Source organism: Flavobacterium sp. CR10 (genome assembly GCF_055814415.1).
In genome coordinates this window covers 1,020,665-1,046,214 of sequence record NZ_CP185985.1, presented here as the reverse complement: position 1 = coordinate 1,046,214, position 25,550 = coordinate 1,020,665, and the positions used below count along the sequence as shown (strand labels likewise).

Genomic DNA, 25,550 nt, shown 5'->3' with positions numbered 1-25,550 from the left:
CTTACATTTGTTTTTTTATTGAAAAACTTATGGATGATCATTCTCTACTTTCTGAGGAAACAATTTCTAACAAAATATATTTTATTCGCGGGCAAAAAGTGATGCTTGATCGTGATTTGGCCTTACTTTATGGTGTTGAAACAAAACGATTAAAAGAACAAGTAAAAAGAAATTTAAATCGTTTCCCTAAAGACTTTATGTTTGAACTTTCCAAAACAGAATTTGAAAATTGGAGGTCGCAATTTGCGACCTCCAATTCAGAAAAAATGAGTTTACGATATGCACCAATGGCTTTTACTGAACATGGCGTTATGATGCTTTCAAGCATTTTAAAAAGCGACAAAGCAATTCAAACTAATATTCAAATTATGAGGATTTTCACGAAAGTGAGACAAATGCTTTTGGACACAACTGAAATTAAGGTCGATATTTTACAGATTCAGAAGAAGTTAGAAAATCATGATAAAAATATTGAATTGGTTTTTTCTTATTTAGATGAATTAACTGAGAAAAAAGAAAATGAGTCTGAAAGAGTAAAGATTGGTTATAAACAATAATTCTTTAAGATCACAAATTGTGACATCAAGTTTGTGATTAACTTTTAGAATAAGGCTTTAAAATTAGATTAAAATTGTCAAAAACATAGCCAGTAGCTTCAATCGCTGGACACCATAAATTTCCACAATACGTTTCCCACGGTTGAAACCGTGGGCTATGTTTTAAAGAGATGAAAAAAATTGGAGATCACAAATTGTGATCTCCAATTCTAAACGAAATTCTCCAAGGTCGCAAATTGCGACTTCAAGTTATATTTTAAATCTTCTTTATATATATTGGTTTAATTATCAACTGAGTAAACAAAAACCTCATCATCAATAAAATAGAAAAAACCAGATTATATCCATGAAATTCTCTATAAACACCAAAGTTGTGTTTTATCAATTTGAATTTTGATGATGAAATTGAGTTTTTCCTAATTCTGTAAAAAGCTAAAGGTTCTGGAATGGCTTCTGCAGTTTTTATTTGTTTTAAAATCGTAAGCCAAATTCTCCAATCTTGTCTCTTTTGAGTGGATTCAAGTTTTATTCTCCCAAAATATTCAGCATCGTAAATAGCCGTAAGATTGCCTACATAATTACAGAAAAACAATTGTTTATAAGTTAATGGATTTGGTGATTCAACCCTTCTTTTTAAACTATTTCCCTCTTCATCAATAGAATCGTAATAACTAAAAGTAAAATGCAGATTATTAATTTTTAAAAACTGAATCTGTTTTTCTAATTTATCTGAACGCCATAAATCATCAGAATCCAGATAAGCTATATATTTTCCGGATGCTTTGTCTAAAGCTGCATTTCGGGCAAAACCATTTCCTGAATTTTTGTCCAGTTTGAATAGCTTTATTCTGGAATCATTTTGAACAAATTCTTCTATAACAGAAACGGTTTGATCTGTAGAAGCATCATCAACCAAAATCATTTCCCAGTTTTTATAGGTTTGATTTTGAACTGATTCTATTGTTGCTCTAATGAACTTTTCAGTATTATATGTGGGCGTTAAAATAGATACTAAATCGTTCATTAGATTTATATACTTTCAGAATCTTAATTTATTTTATATAGCTTGAAAAGTCTTTATGCTCTTCTTTTGCAAGTTCATCAGGAGATAATGACTTGAAATATTCATAAGTAATTTTCATTCCCTCTTCACGGCTTACTTTTGCTTCCCAGCCTAATAATTCTTTGGCCTTTGTAGTATCTGGCTGACGCTGTAAAGGATCATTTATAGGTAGCGGATGATAAACCACTTTTTGATTAGTTCCTGTCAGTTTTATAATTTCTTCCGCAAAATCTTTAATTGTGATTTCGTCTGGATTTCCAATATTTACTGGATAAACATAATCTGAATGTAATAATCTGTAAATACCTTCTACCTGATCGTCTACATAACAGAAAGAACGTGTCTGCATTCCGTCTCCAAAAATGGTTAAATCTTCTCCGCGAAGTGCCTGACCAATAAAAGCTGGAATTACACGTCCGTCGTTTAGTCGCATTCTAGGTCCGTAAGTATTAAAAATACGCACTATTCTGGTTTCTACTCCATGAAAAGTATGATAAGCCATTGTTATAGATTCCTGAAAACGTTTTGCCTCATCATAAACACCACGCGGACCAATTGTGTTTACGTTTCCATAATATTCTTCAGTTTGTGGATGCACTAAAGGATCTCCATAAACTTCAGATGTTGATGCAATTAAAATTCTAGCCTTTTTTACTTTTGCTAATCCTAATAAATTGTGTGTTCCTAGAGATCCAACTTTTAAAGTCTGAATTGGAATTTTTAAGTAATCAATCGGGCTTGCTGGCGAAGCGAAGTGTAATATATAATCCAAATTGCCGGGAACATGGACAAACTTGGTTATGTCATGATGATAAAACTCGAAGTTTTCTAATTTGAATAAATGTTCAATATTCTTAAGATCTCCTGTTATCAGATTATCCATTCCGATTACAAAGTAACCTTCTTTAATAAATCTATCACATAAGTGTGATCCTAAAAATCCTGCCGCTCCGGTTATAAGTATTCTTTTCATTTTAATATTTTATGTTCATTACAATATTTTACCGAATTAAACATGCAGTAAAAAACTATAAAGAAAATTATTCCTCTTTGTCTACTCAAAAAAGATTCAGTCAAAAATAAGACTATCATTGTTACTGCAAAAGCAATATGAATAAAATCTTTATTTATAATCCCGCTTCTGACTGTGACAAATAACATACTTATAACTATCAAAAAACCAAATATCCCCAGCTCTGCAAATATTTGAATGTATTGATTATGAAAATTAAATTCCCCATAATTTGGATATAAATTATGTTCTTTTACTTTTTCTTTGATTTTATTCTGCGAAGAATCTAATCCAAATCCTGTAAAAAGAATATTTCGTTCCTTAAGCATTTCTATAAAAATCCTAATCTGGAACAATCGAAATGCTGTTCCTGGAAAAAAATCATTCTGCTGAAATTGATCCTGGCTCCAAGCTTGTTTTAAACTTACATTATAAACTGGCCCTTGGTTTTCTTTAGTATTTGTATTTAAAGAACCGTCAACAAATATTGTTTCAAACTCAATCATAAATCTTTCTCTAATTGGCTTAATAAAAAATATGGAACTTATCGATAGAATAATAACTGTAGAAAGTATTATGAGCTTTGCTTTTATTGAAAAAGTAGAAAAAAACAAATAATACATTATAATCAAAATCAAGTCAACTACAATAATATTTTTGGATGATAGTAGAAATATGAAAACAATAAGAATCGAAAATGTTGTTTTATCAATAATTGACTTTTCTTTCTGAACTAGAAAATAAAATAGTGCTAAAGAAGCAAAAACAGACATATAAATTGCATTCAATTCTAAAGTAACTAATTCGTGGTAAAAGAAAACAGCTTTGTCTCCAGAATTTATGAATCTTACAATTGCCTTTAAAAAATAGAAAATGGCAAAACCTACCATAGTAAAACTATACCACTTGATGATCTTATTTACATCATTTCGAGTTATTTTTGGCAATGTGCAAAAAGCAAAAGGAATTAAGAGTAGCAATACTTCCTTTTGCAATCCTTTGATGGTTAATTTATTGTCTATTGTCCAAATGAGCGATATAAACATCAGAACATACAATAAGATTGGAAGTAATAAAACTTTAGAAAACGAAAAATCTATTTTTTTTGCTTTAAAAAAAGTAAACAATAAAAAAACAATACAGGCTAAGCTCCCAATATTATGTTTCAATGGAAGTGTTACTAACGTTGCTGCTAATAGATAAGCTGGCAAGGTTTTATTCTTCCATAATTCATCCATTTTATTTGATACTTTTTTCAAACAATCTAAGGTATGATTCATTTATTTGGTTCCAATTAAATTCTTGAAGTATCATTTTAAAGTTATCTTCAACAATATTTTCGTAATCTTTTCTTTGTACGGTTTTTATAAAGTGTTTAATATCTTTTGCATTCGAAAAATAAAATGCATTTTCTTGTAAAATAGCACGATTAAATTCGTTGTTGTGTGCTATAATTAATGCTTTTGTGGCCATTGCCTCAAGCAATGAAGGGTTTGTCCCTCCTACTGAATGTCCATGAAAATAAAGATTAGAAAAATATCTTAGATTATCTAAATCGCCTTTATTATAAACTCCTCCTATAAAACGTATGTTTCGATAATTATAAAACTTTTTTTTGAGATAGTCTCCATAACTATTATCATTATTTCCTACAACCAACATAACTTTATTATCTTGACTTTCGGCAATACCATCCAAAATTATTTCTATATTATTTTCAGGTTCAAAACGAGCTATCAATAAGTTGTACTTATTTTTTTCAACATTATATTGTGAAAGCACCTCTTCTTTTGGATCAGAAAACAAATCTGCTCCGTATGCAATATAAACAGCTTCAGTATTGTACTTTTCTTTCAGATATTTCTTAATTCCTAGCGAATCTGCTACGAGATAATCACTACTTTTTACGGCTTTTTTCTCGGCAAGTTTTAAGAATCTTTGGATTGGCTTAGAATATTTGGTTCTTTTCCATTCCAATCCATCCATATTAGTAATAATGATTGATTTCTTTGGTAAAAGAAAAGACCATATAGAATTGCTTGTGTAGCCCAATTGCAAAATGATATCAAAATTTCTATTTCTGGAATCCAAAATACAATTCAAATCATAAATAAATTGTCCTACAGTCCCTATTTTATATTCTGGATCATATTGATGAATAATGTTTACCCCTTTATAATTTTTCTCCTTAAAAATGTGTTTATGTGAATTATAGACATACACATCGTGTTTTTTTTCAGTTAAATAAACAGCAAAAATTTCAGCAAACTGCTCAAATCCTCCATAATTATTAGGAATTCCTCTGGTACCAAGAATGGCTATTTTCATTTAAGTCTTATAAAATAGGACTCAAAAATAATGATTTTAAAATTCTGTAAAATTTTATTGCAAACAAATTCATTTATAATCAATATTCTTTTATTTAATTTCTACTTTTGTTCGCAAGCGGTTTAAAATAACACTTATGATTAATTTTGAATACCTGGAAAACCATTTAGATGATTTGCGCTTAAAGTATTTAACTGCCAGTCCGTTTCCACATTTAATAATTGATAACTTTTGTGAAGAAGAAAGGTTATTAAAAGCTCATGAAAGCATTCCTGAACTCAAGAATAAAAGCCGTGACTATTCTTTTGCAAATAATAAATTTGAAAAATCAAATTATAAAGAATTAGGTTCTGAAATGCATGAATTGTATGATGAACTCTCGTCTGAAAGATTCAATAAAATTATATCTTATATAACCTCAAAATCTGTTTTTGTTGACCCAAAAAATCATGGTGGTGGCTTACATCAAGGCAAGAAAAATAGTTTTCTGGATATGCACTTAGATTTTAACTATCATCCTATTAACAAAGATTGGTACCGGGAATTAAATCTGCTTTTGTATCTAAATAAAGATTGGAAACCAGAATATAAAGGCGGTTTAAAAATATTTGATTTAAGAACAGGGGAAAATACCGAAATTGATGTTCCTTTTAATCGCTTAATTATTCAGCAATGTGCTCCTTACACGCTTCATGGATATGATATGACAAATTTTCCAGACGGAAATTTTAGAACATCTATTGCAACTTATGCCTACCAAATTCATAAAGTACAAATCGAGAAGCCAAGAACAACAGATTGGTTTCCAAAAGAAGATGCTTCATTTTTAAAAAAGCAGTTTGCGAAGAATTACAATTTTTTAGTTCAAACTAAAAACAAGTTATTTGGAAGCAATACAGCAAAAAATCAATAATCAGTTTTTTATTGATTTTTTTTTATAAGACTATATAATATATCTGCTGATTTTTGCCAGCTATATTTTTCTTTAATCTTGTGCACCATGATCTCAAAATCTGATTCTGTATTCTGGTTTAAAATTTTCTGTAATTTTTGATTAAAATCCTCCTGATTATAAGGATCAAAATAATAATCTTCGAAAAAAGTAAAATCTGACATTGCCGTTTTATTGGAGCAAAGTGTTGGGACTTTTGCCGCGACAGATTCCAATGGAGGAATTCCAAAACCTTCAGCTAAAGAAGGATAAACAGATGCATCTGCCCCTCTTAACAACAATAACATTGTTTTTAAATCAGTGTTTTTTAAAGAAACAATCTGGCTTTTTATTTCAGAGTCCAATGTACTAAAAACCTCATCATATTCCCGATTACTTAATGTGTCATTTCCTAAAAACAGAAGCTTGTATTTTTTGTACAATTTCAGATCTAAAAAAGCTTTTAAAACCATTTGATGATTTTTTCTTGGCTCCCATCGACTTACATAAATAATATAATTTTCTAATGAAAACTTTTCTGCAACCTCTGTCTTCATCAGCTCCTTATCATATTCTTCAAAGAATACATCCTGAATTGCGTTTGGAGTTATCTCATAATTAGACAATGCGAAATGCTGTTGTATTTTCTGTTTAGAATATTCTGAGACTGTTAGTTTAACTTCTGACCTTTTTGCGCTTAATTTATATAAGAACGTATTGACAATTCTACTCAAAAATGTAAAATATTCTGGAAAATCAATAAACAATACATCATGTGTTGTAACAATATATTTACATCTTTTTATTGGTGAAACTATATATTGAAAATGAGCAAAATCAATTTTATTCTTTTTTACAATCTTTGGTACATCAAGAAGCAGTCTTAAATATTTATTATGATATTTATATTTTAAATAAGTGACGTTTGAATGGCTGCCAAAAATAGATTCTAAATGATCTGGATTAGAAGAAACTAAAAAAAAATGAAGATCTCTTTTTTTGATTAATTCAAAGTATAAACCTTTTATATATGTTCTTGTTCCTTGAAAACCGCTATCAAAAACATGACAGTCAACAAAAATACTGGTTGTGTTTTTAATACTCATTTTCTATTCTTTTTTGGCTATTATGCTCTTTTATAATTACTTCTCTAAGAGCAATCAAAAATCCTATTATTATCGATTTATTATCTAATTTTAAATATAAGCCTAAAAATACCCAGTTTGATATTATTAGAAAAACACTTGTCCCAATTAGCAAATAATTAATAGTCTGTACACTTTCAATCTCAGATTTTCTTTGCCTGTATAGAATAATCAAAAAAAGTAGAAGAAATAAAACCCCAAATAATCCCGATTTTAAAAATACAGTCATGTATGCATTGTGCGCAATTGGGATATACTGAACATTTTCGTGATCATTGGTCCAAATTTTCCTGCCCAAATTCAGTGTTGAACCTAAGCCTTCGCCAAAAAAGACAGCTCTAATTCCTTTTGCAGAAACTTGATTTACAGCAATTATATTTTCAAAGGATCTGTAATTGTCATTGAAATCTTTCCAATCATCTTTATCAATTTTTGTCTTAAAAGCTTCCTGAGGTGCAATTTTTATTTTATACAAAAAAGCCTGAATACCTTTTCCTTCTCTTTTTGGATTAATGTAAACAATCGCTGCATAGCCAATAATCGCTACCAAAAATACAGACAAAATTACTTTTAAAGATTTCTTATTAAAACTCAAATATCCCTTTAGACCAACGAAGAGAATAATAAATTGAATAAGGTTTGTTCTAGCCAAGTACAAAAAACTAGATAAACCAATTATTGCTAAAAATAATATTCTTTGTTTTTTTGATATTTCTAGTTTAAGATCTTTATAAAAAATAAGAATAATTAATACATAGATTTCGTAATCGCTAAAATAACCGCCATGTTCTCTGAGTAAATTAACACTTATAGTTTTGAATTCAATAACTGTAAAAGATAACATAACCAGATGCATTACAGAAATTGCTAGTCCGGTGTACACGATCACTTTTAAAGCTAATTTACTGCTAAATCTACACAGTTGATATCCTACCAATAATCCTAAAATTGGTTTAACTAAATAGGTAAAATCTCTTATGACTAAAAAAAGGGTCGTTGTGCTGAAGAATGTGGAAACAACTGCAATTAAAAGTATTATGAGAAAAATGACATTATATTGAATTAGAGTAAAAGAATATTTCCTTTTAACTGTTAACAATAAAGTTAAAGACCAAACAGCAAAAGTAAGTTCATAGTTAGCAAACAAAGAAACTCCAATGCAAAGCAAAAATAAAATCTGGTAAGGAAAATTTTTGTAAACTGTCATAATTTATTATTACTTGCTAAATCTAATTATTGATTTTAAAACTGCACAATATAAACCTATTACCATTATTTCGATAAAAATTGTAGCAATAAAAGCACCTTTCAATTCAATAGTTTTTACTAATATAAAAAATACAAGCAAACTAAAAATAGAAGAACCAATTGTAATATTTATATAGACCTTATTCTTATCTAATGCAAAAAGCAACTGTTTTAAAGCAAAAGAAATTGCCATAAATATAGGTATAATCAAACCTAACCTTAAAAAGTATACCATTGATTTCAGTTCATTTGATTCAATATTGAAGTATAATAAGATCTGTTCTGCCAATACAAATGCAATAATTACTAGTAATAGAACAAATAAATAATTTAAACCATTGTAATTCAACCAATTTAAAACTCCTTTTTTAAAATTTGTGTGTATTTGCAAACAAACATCGGCATAGATAAAATTGAAAAACATTTGCAGATAAGTTCTAAAAGTCATTACAATCTGTTCAATAATTCTATATTGTCCTGCCATTCCATTTCCTCCCACATAACTAATTATCATTATAGGCAGATATTGATAAAATGAAAGAAGCAATTGAGAAAAAGTGAGTGAGAACTCTTGTTTTAATAACAGGAATGCATCCTTAGCAACATGGCGATAGAATTGTAAATTGTATTTTTTTATCAGATAAATAAGTCCTATTAAGCTTGAAATAATCAGCCCAATTCCCAAATAAGCATTGGCATAAATATAATCGTCCTTTTTATTGATAAAAATAAAAACACAAGCAACATATATTGCTTTCGAAATAATATTAATAAAAGAAATCCATTTATAATTTTCCAATCCCTGAAAAATCCATGTTGGGTTTAAGAACTGACCAATTACGTACAAAAAACTAAAAAAGAAAATGGCTTGTTCTTTCCTAAAAAAAGGAATGAAATAAATAATCAGAAAAGCAATAAATGATGATATTAAAATCAAAAAAAATTTCATTACATATATAGAAACTATTTTTGTTCTTATAATATCAGGATTTTCTCTGTTTATTGATATTTCTTTGGTTCCGTTAATATAAGAACCATAATCAACTAAAACGATCAATACTAATGCAAACGAAAATCCTACTCCAATTTTTCCCAATCCTTCTTTCTCGCAAACAGCTACTAAATAAGGCATTACCAAAAGCGGACTTACCAGATTAACAATCTGACCAATTCCATAAATAACAAAATTTTTAATTCGGTTATTCTGTAATACATTTTGGTATTTTGATTTAAACAAGAGAATAGGATTTTTTTAGAAAATAGTAACAGCTGCAGATAAAAAAAGCCACATTTTTGTGGCTCTTAAGTCTTATATAGTTATTTTACAATTAATTGAATCTGATCATAAAGTGCTTTTTCAGAATAAAACAATGGATCGTATTTTCCTTCTTTAGTTTTGAAAGTCTGAACAATTGAGTTTTTCTTGTCTACAATTTTTACACAATCATTCGGAATAAAGTAATTAAAAAATAACGAATCTTTAGCTTCAAAACTTTTACTGTAATACTTCATTTTAAAATTCTTGATAATGATTTCCTTTTGCTCTTCATTTGTTCCAAAATCAATTCTGATATAATTCGGAATTACATCTTCAGGAAGATTAAAAACAATATCCTGTGGATTTTCATTTGCCTTTACAGCCATCCAAACCGAATTTTCTTCCTTATACGGAACTTCATAGGCATCCTGACTGTAATATAATTGGAAATTATCGTCTGTTTTTACTGTTGCTGTTAGGGTTACCTGAAAATTATTGTTTTGTTTTTCAACTTCAGCTGGTTTAACTTCTTGATTTTGGTCCACTTCTTTCTTACATGAAGTAAACGATACAATTAAAATCAAACTTGCAAAAAATAGTTTTGTTCTCATTTTAAATTTTTGGGCTAATTTAGTTTTTTAACTTTAAAAAAATCTTCATATCAACAATACTGTTGTTATATTTTTTAAACATCTTTTTTTTATGTGCTTAATAGTTTTTGTTTTCTGTAAAAAGCTTTAAAAAACTGCAGCATAATGTAAAGAAAAACAAATAGGAATGGGAATATCAGTTTTTTGTGTCCATAAAAGACCCCTTTTTTCTCAATATTTAATGTTGTACTAATATCTTTAATAATTTTATCATACCCTATTAATTCAAGTCTATGGCCCCCTTGTTCATTAACTAAATCACCTTTTGTTTTTATAACATCATTAAGTTGGGTATTTTCATTATAATAGACTAAACTGCTGCTTTTTTGGGAATTATTTGCATTAGCAGAAAATCCTTTTAAGACACCATCAATCTGAGATATAGTAGCTTCATTCTTAATTATTTTTTCTTTAGCATTTGCTATTTTTACTTCTTGGATTTTTTTGTAGAATTCTGTTTTATTCAAAAAATCCAAAAGCGGATCAGTTATTTTTTTAGTATCTGCCAATTCATTTGTAACAATCGAAATTCTATGATATCTATAATTTTTACTTGTTAGATTATCCTCAATAATTTTTTTTATATCTCCATTATCAGCCATCAATTTAATCAATTCAAAATTCTCAGGCCTATTTTCAATCAGTCTATAAACATCTGATATAGGCTTAATAGTAATAGATTTAAGGCTTTTAGGATCTTGAATACCAACTGTATTTTTTAAAAAAAGCGTATCATCTTCTTTAATCTTAGAGTAAATTAAATCAATTTTTGCATACAAATAATCTGTACTGTCAAAATTTGGTGCAACAATAATTTCTTGTTTGTACCTTTTTTGAGTTATGTCTAAAAGTAGTCCCAAACTAAATCCAACCAAAACGATAACCAAAACGATAACCCAATTGCTAATAAAAAATTGAATTAATCGAAAAATCTTGGCATTGATCCTATCGAAAAAGTTGCCAATACTTTTTGAAACCTGAAAAATATCAATCTCTTGATCTGAATTATCCTGCGGTACTTTTGTACTCATTTATGATTATTTTATGTTGAAAATCTGCTCTAAAATCTTAATGGTAATCAAATAGGTCGGTTTTACGCCAGTGGTTCCCAATCCACCAGAAGCTAGTGTGCTTCCTGTTTCCAGAGGATTATCTGAAGCATAATAAGCATAACGAACTTTGATATCATGCGGTACGCTTTTTCTAATTTTTGATGCCGACTGAATCGCTTTTTGGTAATAAGATCCTTCCATTTCAAGACCAATTACTCCCCAAGTCGATTCGTGGAAGAATTTTAATAAATCTCTATTTTGCAATGAAGTTCCAAGAACAGTAACCATCGCACCTTCATAAATGTCTATATCGTTTCCTTCAAACATTGCACCTGTTAATTCGTTTTCAAAGAAATAATTATCAGCCGTTCCTTCGTTGATATGTGCGGTCGGAATCATGATATCTCCTTTTCCGCCTTCCAGAATTCCAGCTTTACCCATTATAGAAACCGATTTTACATTTAGTAGAGTTTCTTTTTTGAATGGTTTCAAAAGCTCATCAATAGTTTCGTAAGCCTGCTCTCCAAAAGCATAATCCATTACTATTATAACTGGTTTTTCTTCGCCTACATTAGCATGCGAGAAAGCTGTTTTTGACCAGTCAATTTTGGCTGTATCAAAAATCTGAACATCAATATTAGTACCTGAACAATCTGGCAGCGAAATCATTCCATTTTTTAAAGCTAGATCTTCAACCTGAGATCTAATTTCTTTTGAACCCGAACCGCTTAATTCTTCATAAATAAAGAAATCTGTTTTTCCTTTATATTTTGTTTTTAGCAACGGCGTTGCAAAAATCGAATTCATCACACTGTGCATATTTGCACTAATTACGTGAATTGGTCTTTTCAACAAGTCGTTTGCTTTTAAAACTTCTTTAATGTTTGTTGCCCAGATTTCTCCGTGAATATGATGTCCAAGTCTTTCACGCAAAACAGGGCTAAAAGTAATTGTACGTTTGTTGTTTTCAACAATTTCTTCAATCGCAAGTTTTCCTAACCAATAAATTACGTGCAAGAAACGGTCTGGTGCATTTTCTGAACCAAAAGCATCGTAAATATCCAAAACTTCCTCAAAAGTTCTCGCTAAAATATTGGCAACATGCGAAATTGCTTTTTCTTTTTCAACTTGAGAAAGCTTTTTAGTCTGCATAACGGCTTGCTCTAATTTCTGCCAATCACGCGAAACTTCTCCTCCATCGTCTATTAAAACCCTATTTTTAATTTTATGAGATTCGATGAAAATGAAAGTCAAATGTGTCAGGATATCATAAATGTCAGAACGTCCGCGAGTAATCTCAACGTTCATTTGCTCTTCGTCGATTCTGTAGCAGTTTCTTCTTCTTTTTGGTGGAACAATCGGTTGAAAATGCGATTTAGAATAGCCTTCGTCTGAAGTTAAATTAATAAAACGGCACTGTTCAATTCCGATTGGAAGACGTTCTATAACGTATAAAAGTCCGTTTAATTCTACTTTTTCTTCGGCGATATTTCCATAAATTTCTGGACGCAAAGCCAATAATGATTCGCGTAAGCTGTCGCCAGAAACTCCCATTGGTTTGTAAAAACCACGGTTGAATAAATGGCGCATTGTAATGTACATTTTTTCTATAGCCGCAGAAGATTCTTGCGCTCTAGATCTTGATATATGTTTAGTTTCTTTCATGTTTTTTTCTATTTTAAAAATCATCTTCGTTTTTAAAGAAGATGTGAATATTTCGATAAACGAAAGTAGGAAATATTAATATTATTTCAATCGAAAACTAAAAATGTGATTTAATTATAACGTTTATTTCAAATTAGGATTTACCATCTGTTTTAAATTTATCCTTTGCCCAATTTTCTGGATTTGAAACAATGTAATCAGAAATCCTTTGATATTGATTATTGTCTCTAATGATATTGTCATAAAATAATTTTTGCCATTGATACGTGTATCCTAATCTATTTGCGTGTTTTGTTACAGCAGATTTATATGATCCAACAATTGACGAAATGGTGTTTTTTCCAATGTTTTGAAAACGTTGCGATCCGGGTTTTTCCGATAGAGACAGGGCATGCCCTGTCTCTACAATATTCGCATTATTCAATTTTTTATCGATAATCAAAATTCCATGAATATGATTTGGCATAACCACAAAATCACCCAATTCGACATTTTTATGGTGTATGGGTATTTGATGCCACAATATATCGGCAATAATACCAACCTCTGATAAAACCATTTTATCATTTTGAATTTCTCCAAAATAATGTTCTCTGTTTTGTGTACAAATTGTTATAAAATAGGCTCCATTCCAACCATAATCCAACCATTGAGCTCTAATTGAAGAAATACGATATTTATTTTGAAACTTTCCTTGACTCATTTAATTTTCATTTACTTATCCATTCTAATTCATCTGAATAAATAACTGCTTAATCTTGGAAATATTATTTTATTTTGTAAGATTATCCGCAATATCCCTGTTATTTGATAATCTCGGAATTTTATTCTGTCCGCCCAGTTTTCCTTGCGATTTCATGTAATCTTGAAATCCGTTTTTAGAAACCTTTGTAATGACTACTTTTCTTAAAACATTCCCTGTAATTAAATCATCGTAATAAATATTCTGTTTACGCATTGAATTATCGATCGTTTCGGCAAAAGCTTCCATATTTTCAGGTTCTTTTTCAAACTCAATTAGCCACTCATGATACGGTAAACCGCTTGCAGGCGTAATTTGCGGTGCTACTGTAAACTCGTTTATTACAATATTTGTCGAATTTACAGCTTCCTTCATCGCATTTTCTACTTCGTTGGCAATAACGTGTTCGCCGAAAGCCGAAATATAATGTTTGATACGTCCAGAAACTATAACACGATACGGAGCCAAAGAGGTGAATTGAACTGTATCTCCAATATTATAACGCCAAAGCCCTGCATTGGTAGAAATAATCAAAACGTAGTTTACTCCTACCTCAACTTCACCAATTGTATATACTTTCGGGTTTTCGCTAAAAAATTCATCAGCCTTTATAAACTCGTAGAAAATTCCCGAATTCAAAAGTAACAACATTCCTTTTTCTTTCTGCGAATCTTGGTAGGCAAAAAATCCTTCAGAGGCAGGAAACAATTCGATGCTATCTACCTTTTTGCCAATCATCTGCTCAAATTTAGCACGGTAAGGTTCGTAATTTACACCGCCGTAGATAAAAAGATTAAAGTTTTTGAATATTTCGCTAATCTTTTTTCCACCGCTTTTTTGCTGTAAACGCTCAAAATACATCTGTACCCAAGACGGAATTCCAGAAATAACCGACATATCTTCTTTTATAGTCTCGTCTACAATAGCATCTACTTTGGTTTCCCAATCTTCTATACAATTGGTTTCCCAAGATGGCATTCTGTTTTTCTGGAGGTATTTAGGAACAAAATGCGCTACAATTCCAGAAAGTCTCCCAAATTTAATTCCGTATTTCTCCGTTAGAATTGGACTTCCTTGCAAAAAGATCATTTTCCCGTCAACAAAATCGGCTTTTCCCGTTTCGTTAATATAATGTAGAATGGCATTTCTGGCCGCTTCTATATGATAAGGCATTGATTCTTTGGTAAGCGGAATAAATTTTGCTCCAGAAGTTGTTCCCGAAGTTTTGGCAAAATATAATGGTTTTCCTTTCCATAAAATATCTGCCTCGCCTTTTACTACCTTTTCAACATATGGTTTTAAATCTTCGTAATCCCTTACTGGAACTCGTTTCTGAAAATCTTCAAAAGTTTTTATCTGGTTAAAATGATGATCTTTTCCAAATTCGGTGTTTTGTGCATTTTCAATCAGACTTTTAAAAATCTCTTGCTGTGTTTGGACTGGTTTGTTCGCCCATTTAAGCGTTTGTTTATATATTTTTCGGGCAAATATTTTCGCCGCAATTGACTTAATTGACATTTTCAGTGGTATTATTTTTTATCACTTTTCTTTTTGTCTTGAGATTTGGTCTTCAGTTCTTTTTCTGTTTCGGCTACCTCTTCTCTCAGTTTTATTTCAGCCTCAGATGCTTTCATGTTTAAATCAGAAGCATCTTCAACCGATTCTGCTAAGATAGAATCTTTATTAAATTTTGAATATTCTAGTTCGCCCTTTAAAACTTTCTGAATCCCTTTTATATAGGCTTCATTTTGTTGTAGAGCTGTTTCTAAAGAATCTGATTTAATGGCCAGTCTAGTGGCATTTCGTTTCAATTCTGTAGAAGAATATCCAGGAATAAATTCGCGAAGCGGTGTAAAAGCAATGATAAAAGTAGTAACTAAAATTAGAAATATTCCGCCTAAAGTAAACGTTACAAAAACATTCATTAAAGTAAGCCTAAAAGAAAATATCTCTTCAAAAGTGTCTTCATTTAAAATTACTAATCGGTTTTTAATGAACAGTTTTTTTCTAAAATTTCTTTTCTTTTTTTTAGTCATTATCCTTCTTTATGCTAGCAAATATAATAATTAATCATCATGATATTTGTTCGAAAAATTACTTGAAGAGCTATAATTTACGATTTTATAAAATATTTAACGCGGTCTAATGCAAATATTTTAAACTAAAAATACTTCTATTTCGTATATTTCTATATACCTTTGCGTAATAATTAAGAAAAATAATTTGCTTCGGCATTAAATATATTAGTCATGGGAAGATTAGGTCTTACAGAAATCCTTGTTATCGTAGGTATTGTGATATTACTTTTTGGAGGTAAAAAAATTCCAGAATTAATGAAAGGTTTAGGAAGTGGAATTAAGGAATTTAAAAACGCTGCTAAAGACGATCAACCTGCTGCTTCTAAAAAACAAGAAGAAGAAACAAAATAAGAAATTCGAAAAATTAAAATCCCAGATTACAATTGTAGTCTGGGATTTTTTTTATTTAATTATTCCTATTTTGGAATTTAGAATTTAAAAATTGGAATTTTATAAAACCATCGTTAGCTGAATTCTCTTTCTATCCTCATCAACCTCAGTAACTTTAACATCAACATGCTGATGCAATTTTACCACTTCGTTTACATCGCTTACAAAACCAGCTTTTAACTGAGAAATGTGAACTAAACCGCTTTCTTTGATTCCGATGTCAACAAAACAGCCAAAGTTGGTGATGTTATTAACAATCCCTGGTAATATCATCCCAGTTTTCAAATCTTTGATTGATTTTACGTTGGCATCAAATTCAAAAACCTTCGCAGACTTTCTTGGGTCCAATCCAGGCTTTTCAAGCTCTTTTATGATATCTTTTAGCGTAAGTAAACCAATTTCAGGTGTGACGTACTTTTCGGGCTTAATAAGCGCTGTTTTCTCTTTATTTGCAATTAATTCATTCAAAGAAATATTCAAATCCTTCGCCATCTTTTCAACAACTGGATAAGCCTCCGGATGCACCGCCGAATTATCCAACGGATTTTTAGCGTTTGTAATTCTAATAAACGCTGCTCCTTGCTGATACGCTTTATCTCCAAGACGAGGTACTTTTTTTAGCTGTTTTCTGTCTTCAAAAGGTCCGTTTTCAGAACGGTATTGTACAATATTTTCCGCCAGCTTCTCCCCGATTCCACTCACATAACTTAGCAAATGTTTACTTGCTGTGTTAATATTGATTCCAACCGAGTTTACGCAACGAATTACCGTGCTGTCTAATTCTTCTTTAAGTTTCGTCTGATCAACATCATGCTGATACTGCCCTACTCCAATCGCTTTCGGATCAATTTTTACCAATTCGGCCAACGGATCAGAAAGTCGTCTTCCGATAGAAACCGAACCACGAACCGTTACATCATAATTTGGAAATTCTTCACGCGCAATTTTTGAAGCCGAATATACAGAAGCTCCTGCCTCGGAAACCACAAATACTTGAACTGGTTTGTCAAACGCGATTTTTTTGATGAAAAATTCAGTTTCGCGAGAAGCTGTTCCGTTTCCAATAGAAATTGCATCAATCTGATATGCGTTTACCATCGAACGGATTTTTTTTATCGCCATTGATTCCTCGTTTTGAGGCGCGTGCGGATAAATCGTTTCATTGTATAATAAATCCCCTTTTTCATCCAGACAAACTACTTTACAACCGCTTCTAAATCCTGGATCAATTGCTAAAATTCGTTTTTCTCCCAAAGGTGGAGCCAATAATAACTGACCTAAATTATTAGCAAAAACCTGAATAGAGTTAGCATCGGCTTTTGCTTTTGCTTCCTGCAGCGTTTCGTTTCCAATTGCAGGATTCAATAATCGTTTATAACTATCTTCAATTGCTAACTGCAAATGAGCTGTCGAATTATTTTGTTTTTTAATGATGATTTCGTCAATAACATCGTAAGCATCGTCAATATCAACATCTATTTTCATTTTGATAAAACCTTCGTTTTCTGCACGTAACATTGCCAATAAACGGTGTGCTGGCGCTTTTGTCAAAGGTTCTTCCCAATCAAAATATTGGTTGAACTTCTGTGCGCCTTCTTCTTCGGCTTTCTTTTTTACCACTTTTGTGGCAATAGTTGCTTTACGCTGAAATAATCTTCTAAGCTGTTTACGAACATAGATATTTTCGTTAATCCATTCGGCAACAATATCTCTCGCACCTTGAATAGCTGCTTCTTCATTAATAACATTTTCATTCAAATATTGCGTAGAAATAAAATCAAAATCAACGTCACTTTCAGACATTATTAATTTTGCTAAAGGCTCTAAACCAAATTCGCGCGCAACATCGGCTTTTGTTTTTTTCTTCTTTTTGTATGGAAGGTAAAAATCTTCTATCTCTTGCAAGTCAAAACTATCTTCAATTTTTTTCTTCAAATCTGGCGTAAGCGATTTCTGCTCTTCAATAGATTTTAAAACGGCTTCTTTACGTTTTATAAGTGTATCATAATCTTTTTGAAGCTTTGCAATCTGCTCAATTACAGTCTCATCAAGATTTCCGGTTGCGTCTTTTCTATATCGCGAAATAAACGGAATCGTACAGTCTTCTTCTAATAATTTAACTGTGTTTTGAATACTGACTGCGGGCGCCTGCACAGACTTGGCAATGAATTGAATATTAGTCATACTTTTAATGAAATGATTTTCTTACTTAAAAATGATATAATTTACTTGTTAAAGCGTTTCTGCAAAATAGTAAATCATTCGGCTAAAATAATATCTTTGTTTTTAATTTTAAGCTAATGGAAGTTTTATTACTATATTTTTTATTTATAAACATTCTCGTTTTTATTTTCGCGGGATATGACAAATCTCAAGCCCGAAAAAATAACCGACGTGTTCCAGAAAAAACATTGTTTCTCATGGCTTTAACCGGCGGATCACCAGGGTTATTAACAGCGATGTTATTATTTAGACATAAAACGAGTAAAACTTCATTTATTGTAAAGTTTGCTGTGATTTTAGCAATTCAAGTAGCAATAATAATTGCTTATTTAAACTATAAAAAGTAGATATTAACATTGTTGATAACTCAAAAAATACAATATAAAATACTGAATATTAAATACTTAAAATAAAAAACCGGACAAATTAAAAATCTGCCCGGTGTGTTTATGAATAGGTGCGAAGCACCGAATTTTTTTTGACTTTTTATGCGCAAGCAATTTTGTTCACTCTATTTTGGTGTCTGCCGCCTTCGAAAGCTGTATCAAGAAAAGTTTCAACGATTTCAACAGCTTGATGAATAGAAGTGAATCTCGCTGGAATACTCACAATATTGGCATCATTGTGTAAACGCGTCAAATACGCGATTTCTTTAGTCCAGCATAAACCAGCTCTTACTTTCGGGTGTTTATTAACAGTCATCGCGATTCCGTTTCCGCTTCCGCAGATTACGATTCCAAAATCAGCTTTTCCTTCAGATACATCATTGGCAACTGGATGTCCAAAATCTGGATAATCTACAGAAGCATCAGTATCTGTACCGTAGTTAGTTACTTCATATCCTCTAGCTTTCAGCATTTCAACAATTGCTTTTTTATATTCTGGTCCTGCGTGGTCGTTTCCTATCGAAATTTTCATTTTTCTATACTATTAAGTTGTGTTATGCAAATTTACTCAATTAATAAATGGTTGCCACGAATTACACCAATTTTCACAAATTTTTTTCTTTTCAAATACTATATAAACATTCCAATATAAATTCGCATAAATTCGTCAAATTAATGGTAGAAAAAATAAGAATCACAACTATCTTACTGTCAAAACCTTATAGGTTATTAACATTTTTGATAACTCTATAACTATCTCACAATCAATGAAGAATAAACAGAATATTTGTTAAAATTTTGAGGTGTTAATAGGAGTTTGTAATTGCTTGATATTCAATTAACTTTAAGTTAACAGAAAATGTTAATAAGTTCGAAAAGAAAATTAGAAGTTTTTTTTGGTTATTTCGGAAAAATACCTAATCCAAAACTGGATTTAAATATGCAAGAAAAGTTTCGTGAATTTTTGGAAAAGTTATCAATATCAAAAATACCATTTTCAACAGAAATCAACATATCAACTTATCTACAAAATCAATTCAATTTTGGTTGTCAACCGTTGTTAATTAAAATACAAAAAGTCTTATAAATAAGTAATTTAACTAAAAATAACTATGTTGATAACTCAGAATAAATAAGTAAAACGAGATTTCAATGGCTTCAAAAAAAAAATTATTCGACATATTAACAAGCTATAATAACAACCAAATTTTTTTAAATTTTAAAAATTCTTTTTTGTTGTATTTAATATATGTTGAAAACTAAAAAAGTTGAAATTGAAAAATTTTGATTTGAGTTTGAATTTTACTCTGATTTTGAATTGAGTTTTGAATTTTTGTTTCAGACGATTTTAAGCGGATTGTTGAGATTGTCTAGAATTTGCTGGACTTCTTCGAAATCGTTTGGATGGACTTTGAGTTTGATTCCGCCCAGTGCATTGGAGTAAAATGGCATTACAGAGAGCGTCATTTCGTTTTCAAAAAAATAAGGGATTCCTTCTTGTTCCAGTAAGTGTTTGAGAACTACGGTTTCGTGCAGATAATTGAATACGGCGATCGTTTTAAAGCTTTCCATATTAGGTCTTTTTGTAAATGTACGAAAAGTTATAATTTTAATAATTCTATTTGTTAAAATCTGTAATCTGATTTCTTATTCGTAATTTTAAACCTTATTAGAAAAGATATATGAGTAAGAAAATTAGAAAGCCGATAAAAAAAGAGAAAGATTTCTCTGGGAAAATCCTGAAGATTTTATCGCAAAATGCTAATAAGCCATTCAATTACAAACAGATAGGAGCAAAGCTAGAACTTGATGATACAAAAAGCAGAAATCAGATTATAAAAGATCTAAAGATTCTGGCAGCTCAGAAGAAAATAGTAGAAACAGAACCTGGAAAATACTTAGTAAAAGCTGTAAGTCAGGATTACTACGAAGGAACAATAGATATGACGAGCAGAAAAACGGCATATTTTATTTGTGACGAGTTTGAAGAAGATGTTTTTATTCCGACCAATAATTTGAATCGTGCTTTAGATAAAGACAAAGTAAAAGTTTACGTTTATAACAGAAGAAAAGGAAAAAGACCTGAGGGTGAAGTAATTGAAGTTATAGAAAGAGATAAAACAGAGTTTGTAGGTGTAATTGATATGCAGCCAAATTTTGCTTTTGTTTCTACTGCAAATCCTAAAATGTATACCGATATTTTTATTCCAAAAGATAAAATTGGAGAAGCAGAAAACGGTGACGTTGTTTTAGTTAAGATTGAAGATTGGCCAAAAAGAGCCGATAGTCCGTTTGGATCTGTAATTAGAGTTTTAGGAAAACCTGGGGAACATAATACTGAAATTCATGCTATTTTAGCAGAATATGGTTTGCCAGCAGATTTCCCTGTTGAAGTAGAAGTTTTTGCACAAAAGTTGGATACTTCGATTCAGGAATCTGAGATTGCAAAACGTCGTGATATGCGTGATACGCTTACATTTACGATAGATCCAAAAGATGCAAAAGATTTTGATGATGCCTTGTCTTTCAAAAAGTTAGAAAATGGAAACTTCGAAATTGGAATTCATATTGCCGATGTTTCGTATTACTTGGAAGAAGGAACAATCCTTGATGATGAAGCGTATCAAAGAGCAACTTCGGTTTATTTGGTAGATAGAGTAGTGCCAATGCTTCCAGAAGTGTTGTCTAACTTTGCTTGTTCGCTTCGTCCGAATGAGGAAAAATATACATTCTCTGCAATATTTGAAGTTTCTCCAACTGCACAGGTTATCAACCAGTGGTTTGGAAGAACTGTAATTTATTCAGATCAGCGTTTTGCTTACGAAGAGGCTCAGCATATTATTGAAACAAAAGGAAATAATACGATTCCAGTTGATATTTCTATTACTGGAGAATCGTATGTTGTATCAGATGAAATTGTTGAAGCTACTTTGAAACTAGACGAATTAGCTAAGATTTTAAGAAAGAAAAGAATGCAGCAAGGCGCGATTTCTTTTGATAAAGTCGAAGTGAAATTTAATCTTAATGAAGAAGGAGAACCAGAAGGAGTATATTTTAAAATCTCAAAAGATGCCAATCATTTGATTGAAGAATTTATGCTTTTGGCCAATAGAAAAGTAGCAGAATACATTGGAAAACAAAAGAAAACCTTTGTTTACCGTATTCACGACGAACCAAATGAAGATAAGTTAATTGCAATGCAAACCGTAATTGCTAAATTTGGTTATAAGATTGATTTTAGAACAAAAGGTGATATAGCCAAATCTATAAATGCTTTGATGGAAGAAGTAAACGGTAAGAAAGAACAAAATCTTATTGATACTCTTGCTATTAGAAGTATGAGTAAAGCCAAATATTCGACCGATAATATTGGTCATTATGGTTTAGCTTTTGATTATTACAGTCATTTTACATCGCCAATTCGTCGTTATCCAGACGTTATGGTACACCGTTTGTTGCAGTATTATCTAGATGGAGGAGCTTCTGTAGATGAAGAAACCTACGAAACCAAATGTCTGCACTGTTCAAACATGGAAAACTTAGCCACAAATGCTGAGCGTGACAGTATCAAATACATGCAGGTTAAATACATGCAGGATCATCAGGACGAAGAATTCCTTGGCGTTATTTCTGGTGTTACCGAATGGGGAATTTATGTTGAAATCGTTTCTAACAAGTGCGAAGGAATGGTAAGAATCAGAGAAATAAAAGAGGATTACTATACTTTTGACGAAAGGCAATATGCATTGGTTGGAGCAACTTCAAACCGTTTATTGCAGTTAGGAGACGAAATTTATGTGAAAGTAAAAAATGCCGACTTAGTGAAAAAACAACTTGATTTTCATTTTTTAAGAAGAGCAGAATAAATATTAATTTAAAAATAAAAGTATGAAAAAGCTAATTATAGGAGCAGCAATTTTATTTGTACAAATGTCTTTTGGTCAGGTTACCAAAGAGTTAGGTGATTTTGATACCGTAAAAGTATTTGATAAATTAAGTGTAAAACTAGTTCAAGGGTCTGAAAATAAAATTGTTATAAAAGGAGCAAGAGAAGCAGAAGTTGAGGCTGTTAATAAAAATGGTATTTTGAAGTTAAGAATGCCTTTTCCAAAACTTCTTTCAGGAAATGATCTTGATATAACTTTGTATTATAAACATTTAGAATTAATTGATGTTAATGAAGGAGCAGAGGTAAAAAGCAATGAAGCTATCAAAGCTACTTCTTTTAAAGTTAGCGCTCAGGAAGGCGGTCTTATTAACGTTGATTTGGATGTTGATAAACTAAAAGTAAGCTCTGTTTCAGGAGGTAAAATTACATTAACTGGAAAAGCTGCCAACCAAGATGCAAGTCTAGGAGCTGGAGGGTATTTACTAGCGAGTAAATTGGAAACGTCTCAGACTACTGTAAGCGTTTCTGCGGGCGGAAAAGCAGATGTTAATGCTTCTACCCTTGTCGATGCAAAAGTAAGCGCAGGAGGCTCTATTTACATTTATGGAAAACCAAAGCAAATAAACCAAAAAACAGTTTTTGGCGGTAAAATCGAAGAAGTAAAATAACAAGTAGTAATTGATGATTAACGATATTCTAGCGGGACTTCCTTGGGGACTTGTTCTTAGTTTTATGGTAGGTCCTGTATTTTTTGTTTTATTAGAAACCAGTATTACAAAAGGATTTAGAGCTGCAATTGTTTTTGATTTAGGAGTAGTATTAGGTGATATTTTCTTTATTGCTATTGCTTATCTTGGAAGTTATAGGCTGATTTCTAGTTTAAAAGATGATCCAGCACTTTTTATTTTTGGCGGAATAATTATGCTTTCTTATGGTATCATTTCGTTTGTGAAACTAAAGAAAGAAGAAAAAATAAACGATGAAGAAATTGATCGTGATATTCTGAAAAGAAACTATGGTAGTTTGTTTGTAAAAGGATTTTTACTGAATGTTATTAACATTGGTGTTCTTGGTTTCTGGCTTGCCGTTATTATTTCTGTAGGTCCAAAATTAGATATGCAGACTCCTAGAATGATGACATTTTTTACTGCTGTAATTATCACTTATTTGTTAATTGATTGTGCTAAAATTTTATTAGCCAAACAGTTAAAATCAAAAATGACTCCAACTAATATCCTTAAAATTAAAAAAGGAATTAGCGTTGTTTTAATGATTTTCGGATTTGCTTTAGTAATTCAAGGCTGGTTTCCAAAAGAGAAGGAAATGGTTAAAAATGCCTTTGAAAGAATAGAGAAGAAGTAGTTGTTAATAACTCAAGAATTTAAAATTAAACCTCTGAATTTCAGAGGTTTTTTTGTGTTTATAATTGTTAGTTTCAAACTTTGACAAAGTTGATTGACACCAGTTTGTCATTTCGACGAAGGAGAAATCTCCACAAGTAACTCCGCAACAATTATCCAATCTTTGTAGAGCTTCTCGTGGAGATTTCTCCTTCGTCGAAATGACAAGATTGTGATAATCTTCATAAAGTAACAAACCCGACAGGTTTTTAAAACCTGTCGGGTTTATTTGTAAAATTTAAAAATTAAACATAAAAAAACCTTCAAATTGCTTTGAAGGTTTTAAGACATCGTCTGGGTTCGAACGTATATTTTAATTAATTTTTTCTAAAAATTAGGCATAAAAAAAGAGATACAGAAATGTGTCTCTTTTTGAGGTATTGTTCTGATTCGAACCAATATATTTAATTAATTTTTTCTAAAAATTAGACATAAAAAAAACCTTCAAATTGCTTTGAAGGTTTTAGAGGCATCGTCCGGATTCGAACCGGAGTAGGAGCTTTTGCAGAGCCCAGCCTAGCCGCTCGGCCACGACGCCATTACTTGAACGGTTGGCAAAAGTAACTAAAATCTTTAAATTTCAAAAGTTTCATAGTAACTATTTTAAAATTTTAGGATTTTAATTTTGAATATTACTTTCTAATTTCCGTCATTTTTATAGTAACTGACTCAACATCACCACCAATAGGCGGATTAATTTTAGAAACCCAAACTGTTGTTTTTTCTACAGTTTCTATCTCTGCCAGCACACGAATATTGATTCTTTTGGCTACATGTTCTAATAAATGCGAACGAATTGCCATTTCTTCCGTCACAATTTTGTTCAAATGAACATAGTCAACAGTGTCTAAAAGATGATCTGTTTCTGCTGATTTCTGTAAATTGGTTTTAATTTTTAGATCTACTGTGTAATCAGATCCAATTTTTCCTTCTTCAATTAAACATCCGTGATAAGAAAAAGTACGGATATTTTTAAGTTTAATGATTCCCATTTTTTATAATTTTATTCTTGTGGTGTTTGGATTTTGATAATTGGATGTTACAGCATATACTGTAACTATTTTGTTAATTTCATCAACTGTAAAATGAATAGTGTATGGGAATTTTTTCAAAGGTAAGATTCTAATTATATTATACTTTTCTTCAAAAAATGGAAAAGTATTTAAAGTATCTACATACTTTTGATATTCATTAAAAAATTTTGTTCCTAAACCATCAGAAAGAGATTCATAATATTCAGCAATTTCATCTACTTCTAATTCAGCTCTTAAAAGAATATTTATTTCGAACATTACTTCTTATTCCATTTAGCATTGAGTCTTTTTTTAGATTCTTCCCAACTAATAAAATCCTCTGGTTTAGCATTTTTTACACGATCCAAAACCATTTCTTGTTGCCATAGCGGAATTTCATTCTCAACATTTTCATCAATGGAAACATCAGGAACATGTTTGAAAAAACTAATAAAAGTTTCGTAGAAATCGTCTGGAATCGTAACGGTTAATTGTCTCATAATTCTTAATATTTATACAA

At 30.8% G+C, this 25,550-nt stretch carries 27 protein-coding genes and 1 tRNA gene; 8 read left to right on the top strand and 20 right to left on the bottom strand.

Features of this window, described 5'->3' with window-relative positions:
• Positions 1-29 precede the first annotated feature (29 nt).
• Positions 30-557 (top strand): ORF6N domain-containing protein, encoded by a 528-nt coding sequence (locus ACNRYB_RS04775; RefSeq protein ID WP_129745809.1) that lies wholly within the window; start codon positions 30-32, stop codon positions 555-557.
• 256 nt (positions 558-813) lie between these two features.
• Here ACNRYB_RS04775 and ACNRYB_RS04770 read toward each other — a convergent pair whose 3' ends face one another.
• The 3 genes from ACNRYB_RS04770 to ACNRYB_RS04760 are packed head-to-tail and all read right to left on the bottom strand — an operon-like array spanning position 814 to position 3,405.
• Positions 814-1,581 carry a glycosyltransferase family 2 protein gene (locus ACNRYB_RS04770; protein ID WP_129745808.1) on the bottom strand — a complete coding sequence of 256 codons (768 nt, stop codon included), beginning with the start codon at positions 1,579-1,581 and terminating at the stop codon, positions 814-816.
• A gap of 28 nt (positions 1,582-1,609) precedes the next feature.
• Positions 1,610-2,593: a UDP-glucuronic acid decarboxylase family protein gene (locus ACNRYB_RS04765; protein WP_473729388.1), complete on the bottom strand. Its 984-nt coding sequence runs from the start codon at positions 2,591-2,593 to the stop codon at positions 1,610-1,612.
• A complete protein-coding gene (locus tag ACNRYB_RS04760; protein WP_473729387.1) occupies positions 2,590-3,405 on the bottom strand; it encodes an O-antigen ligase family protein in 816 nt (271 codons plus the stop codon). The genes ACNRYB_RS04765 and ACNRYB_RS04760 overlap by 4 nt, the downstream gene beginning before the upstream one ends.
• A 100-nt stretch (positions 3,406-3,505) precedes the next feature.
• Here ACNRYB_RS04760 and ACNRYB_RS04755 point away from each other — a divergent pair, with 100 nt between their 5' ends.
• Positions 3,506-3,835 (top strand): hypothetical protein, encoded by a 330-nt coding sequence (locus ACNRYB_RS04755; protein WP_473729386.1) that lies wholly within the window; start codon positions 3,506-3,508, stop codon positions 3,833-3,835.
• 36 nt (positions 3,836-3,871) lie between these two features.
• On the opposite strand, the gene ACNRYB_RS04750 is transcribed toward ACNRYB_RS04755, so the two are convergent.
• On the bottom strand, positions 3,872-4,960 hold the full coding sequence (locus tag ACNRYB_RS04750; RefSeq protein ID WP_473729385.1) for a DUF1972 domain-containing protein: 1,089 nt from the start codon (positions 4,958-4,960) through the stop codon (positions 3,872-3,874).
• A gap of 136 nt (positions 4,961-5,096) precedes the next feature.
• On the opposite strand from ACNRYB_RS04750, the gene ACNRYB_RS04745 reads away from it, so the two are divergent.
• Positions 5,097-5,873, top strand: a complete 777-nt coding sequence (locus ACNRYB_RS04745; protein ID WP_473729384.1) for a 2OG-Fe(II) oxygenase — start codon at positions 5,097-5,099, stop codon at positions 5,871-5,873.
• Between the two features lie 8 nt (positions 5,874-5,881).
• Here the strand turns inward: ACNRYB_RS04745 and ACNRYB_RS04740 are convergent, their stop codons facing one another.
• From ACNRYB_RS04740 to ACNRYB_RS04700, 9 genes are all read right to left on the bottom strand, one after another.
• A complete protein-coding gene (locus tag ACNRYB_RS04740) occupies positions 5,882-6,997 on the bottom strand; it encodes a glycosyltransferase family 4 protein (RefSeq protein ID WP_473729383.1) in 1,116 nt (371 codons plus the stop codon).
• The gene (locus ACNRYB_RS04735; protein ID WP_473729382.1) at positions 6,987-8,243 is read right to left on the bottom strand and encodes a hypothetical protein; all 1,257 of its coding nucleotides are present in this window, start codon (positions 8,241-8,243) and stop codon (positions 6,987-6,989) included. The genes ACNRYB_RS04740 and ACNRYB_RS04735 overlap by 11 nt, the downstream gene beginning before the upstream one ends.
• Positions 8,244-8,252: 9 nt before the next feature.
• A complete protein-coding gene (locus ACNRYB_RS04730) occupies positions 8,253-9,521 on the bottom strand; it encodes an oligosaccharide flippase family protein (RefSeq protein ID WP_473729381.1) in 1,269 nt (422 codons plus the stop codon).
• An 80-nt stretch (positions 9,522-9,601) separates the two neighbouring features.
• Positions 9,602-10,153, bottom strand: coding sequence for a hypothetical protein (locus tag ACNRYB_RS04725; RefSeq protein ID WP_129745800.1), 552 nt, complete (start codon positions 10,151-10,153; stop codon positions 9,602-9,604).
• 89 nt (positions 10,154-10,242) lie between these two features.
• On the bottom strand, positions 10,243-11,223 hold the full coding sequence (locus tag ACNRYB_RS04720; RefSeq protein WP_129745799.1) for a hypothetical protein: 981 nt from the start codon (positions 11,221-11,223) through the stop codon (positions 10,243-10,245).
• A 6-nt stretch (positions 11,224-11,229) separates the two neighbouring features.
• On the bottom strand, positions 11,230-12,909 hold the full coding sequence (locus tag ACNRYB_RS04715) for a DUF6909 family protein (RefSeq protein WP_129745798.1): 1,680 nt from the start codon (positions 12,907-12,909) through the stop codon (positions 11,230-11,232).
• A gap of 133 nt (positions 12,910-13,042) precedes the next feature.
• Complete coding sequence (locus ACNRYB_RS04710; protein ID WP_473729380.1) at positions 13,043-13,612, bottom strand: transposase; 570 nt, start codon at positions 13,610-13,612, stop codon at positions 13,043-13,045.
• Positions 13,613-13,681: 69 nt separating this feature from the next.
• Positions 13,682-15,169 carry a GH3 auxin-responsive promoter family protein gene (locus ACNRYB_RS04705; RefSeq protein WP_473729379.1) on the bottom strand — a complete coding sequence of 496 codons (1,488 nt, stop codon included), beginning with the start codon at positions 15,167-15,169 and terminating at the stop codon, positions 13,682-13,684.
• Positions 15,170-15,180: 11 nt separating this feature from the next.
• Positions 15,181-15,687, bottom strand: a complete 507-nt coding sequence (locus ACNRYB_RS04700; protein ID WP_129745796.1) for a peptidase — start codon at positions 15,685-15,687, stop codon at positions 15,181-15,183.
• Between the two features lie 213 nt (positions 15,688-15,900).
• Here ACNRYB_RS04700 and ACNRYB_RS04695 point away from each other — a divergent pair, with 213 nt between their 5' ends.
• Positions 15,901-16,080 (top strand): Sec-independent protein translocase subunit TatA/TatB, encoded by a 180-nt coding sequence (locus ACNRYB_RS04695; RefSeq protein ID WP_008465789.1) that lies wholly within the window; start codon positions 15,901-15,903, stop codon positions 16,078-16,080.
• Between the two features lie 99 nt (positions 16,081-16,179).
• On the opposite strand, the gene ACNRYB_RS04690 is transcribed toward ACNRYB_RS04695, so the two are convergent.
• Complete coding sequence (locus ACNRYB_RS04690; protein ID WP_473729378.1) at positions 16,180-18,303, bottom strand: Tex family protein; 2,124 nt, start codon at positions 18,301-18,303, stop codon at positions 16,180-16,182.
• A gap of 116 nt (positions 18,304-18,419) precedes the next feature.
• Between ACNRYB_RS04690 and ACNRYB_RS04685 the strand changes: the two genes are divergently transcribed.
• Positions 18,420-18,689, top strand: a complete 270-nt coding sequence (locus ACNRYB_RS04685; RefSeq protein WP_473729377.1) for a DUF1294 domain-containing protein — start codon at positions 18,420-18,422, stop codon at positions 18,687-18,689.
• Positions 18,690-18,828: 139 nt separating this feature from the next.
• Here the strand turns inward: ACNRYB_RS04685 and rpiB are convergent, their stop codons facing one another.
• Positions 18,829-19,260, bottom strand: a complete 432-nt coding sequence (rpiB, locus tag ACNRYB_RS04680) for a ribose 5-phosphate isomerase B (RefSeq protein ID WP_008465784.1) — start codon at positions 19,258-19,260, stop codon at positions 18,829-18,831.
• 806 nt (positions 19,261-20,066) lie between these two features.
• Entirely contained in the window at positions 20,067-20,300 is a 234-nt protein-coding gene (locus tag ACNRYB_RS04675) for a putative signal transducing protein (protein WP_111368335.1), read from the bottom strand.
• A gap of 110 nt (positions 20,301-20,410) precedes the next feature.
• Between ACNRYB_RS04675 and rnr the strand changes: the two genes are divergently transcribed.
• From rnr to ACNRYB_RS04660, 3 genes are read left to right on the top strand one after another with little or no spacing between them, the layout of a single operon-like run.
• Entirely contained in the window at positions 20,411-22,594 is a 2,184-nt protein-coding gene (gene rnr, locus ACNRYB_RS04670; protein ID WP_354589280.1) for a ribonuclease R, read from the top strand.
• Between the two features lie 22 nt (positions 22,595-22,616).
• Positions 22,617-23,285 (top strand): head GIN domain-containing protein, encoded by a 669-nt coding sequence (locus ACNRYB_RS04665; protein WP_473729376.1) that lies wholly within the window; start codon positions 22,617-22,619, stop codon positions 23,283-23,285.
• 13 nt (positions 23,286-23,298) lie between these two features.
• Positions 23,299-23,979 (top strand): LysE family translocator, encoded by a 681-nt coding sequence (locus ACNRYB_RS04660; protein WP_343705088.1) that lies wholly within the window; start codon positions 23,299-23,301, stop codon positions 23,977-23,979.
• Positions 23,980-24,484: 505 nt separating this feature from the next.
• On the opposite strand, the gene ACNRYB_RS04655 is transcribed toward ACNRYB_RS04660, so the two are convergent.
• The 4 genes from ACNRYB_RS04655 to ACNRYB_RS04640 all read right to left on the bottom strand — a co-directional run bounded on the left by ACNRYB_RS04655 (position 24,485) and on the right by ACNRYB_RS04640 (position 25,530).
• Positions 24,485-24,555 (bottom strand) — tRNA-Cys (locus ACNRYB_RS04655).
• Between the two features lie 94 nt (positions 24,556-24,649).
• Positions 24,650-25,009 (bottom strand): dihydroneopterin aldolase, encoded by a 360-nt coding sequence (gene folB / locus ACNRYB_RS04650; protein ID WP_129745791.1) that lies wholly within the window; start codon positions 25,007-25,009, stop codon positions 24,650-24,652.
• A 3-nt stretch (positions 25,010-25,012) separates the two neighbouring features.
• On the bottom strand, positions 25,013-25,309 hold the full coding sequence (locus ACNRYB_RS04645) for a hypothetical protein (RefSeq protein ID WP_129745790.1): 297 nt from the start codon (positions 25,307-25,309) through the stop codon (positions 25,013-25,015).
• Positions 25,309-25,530, bottom strand: a complete 222-nt coding sequence (locus tag ACNRYB_RS04640) for a hypothetical protein (RefSeq protein WP_129745789.1) — start codon at positions 25,528-25,530, stop codon at positions 25,309-25,311. Before ACNRYB_RS04640 ends, ACNRYB_RS04645 begins: the two co-directional genes overlap by 1 nt.
• Between the last annotated feature and the right edge of the window lie 20 nt (positions 25,531-25,550).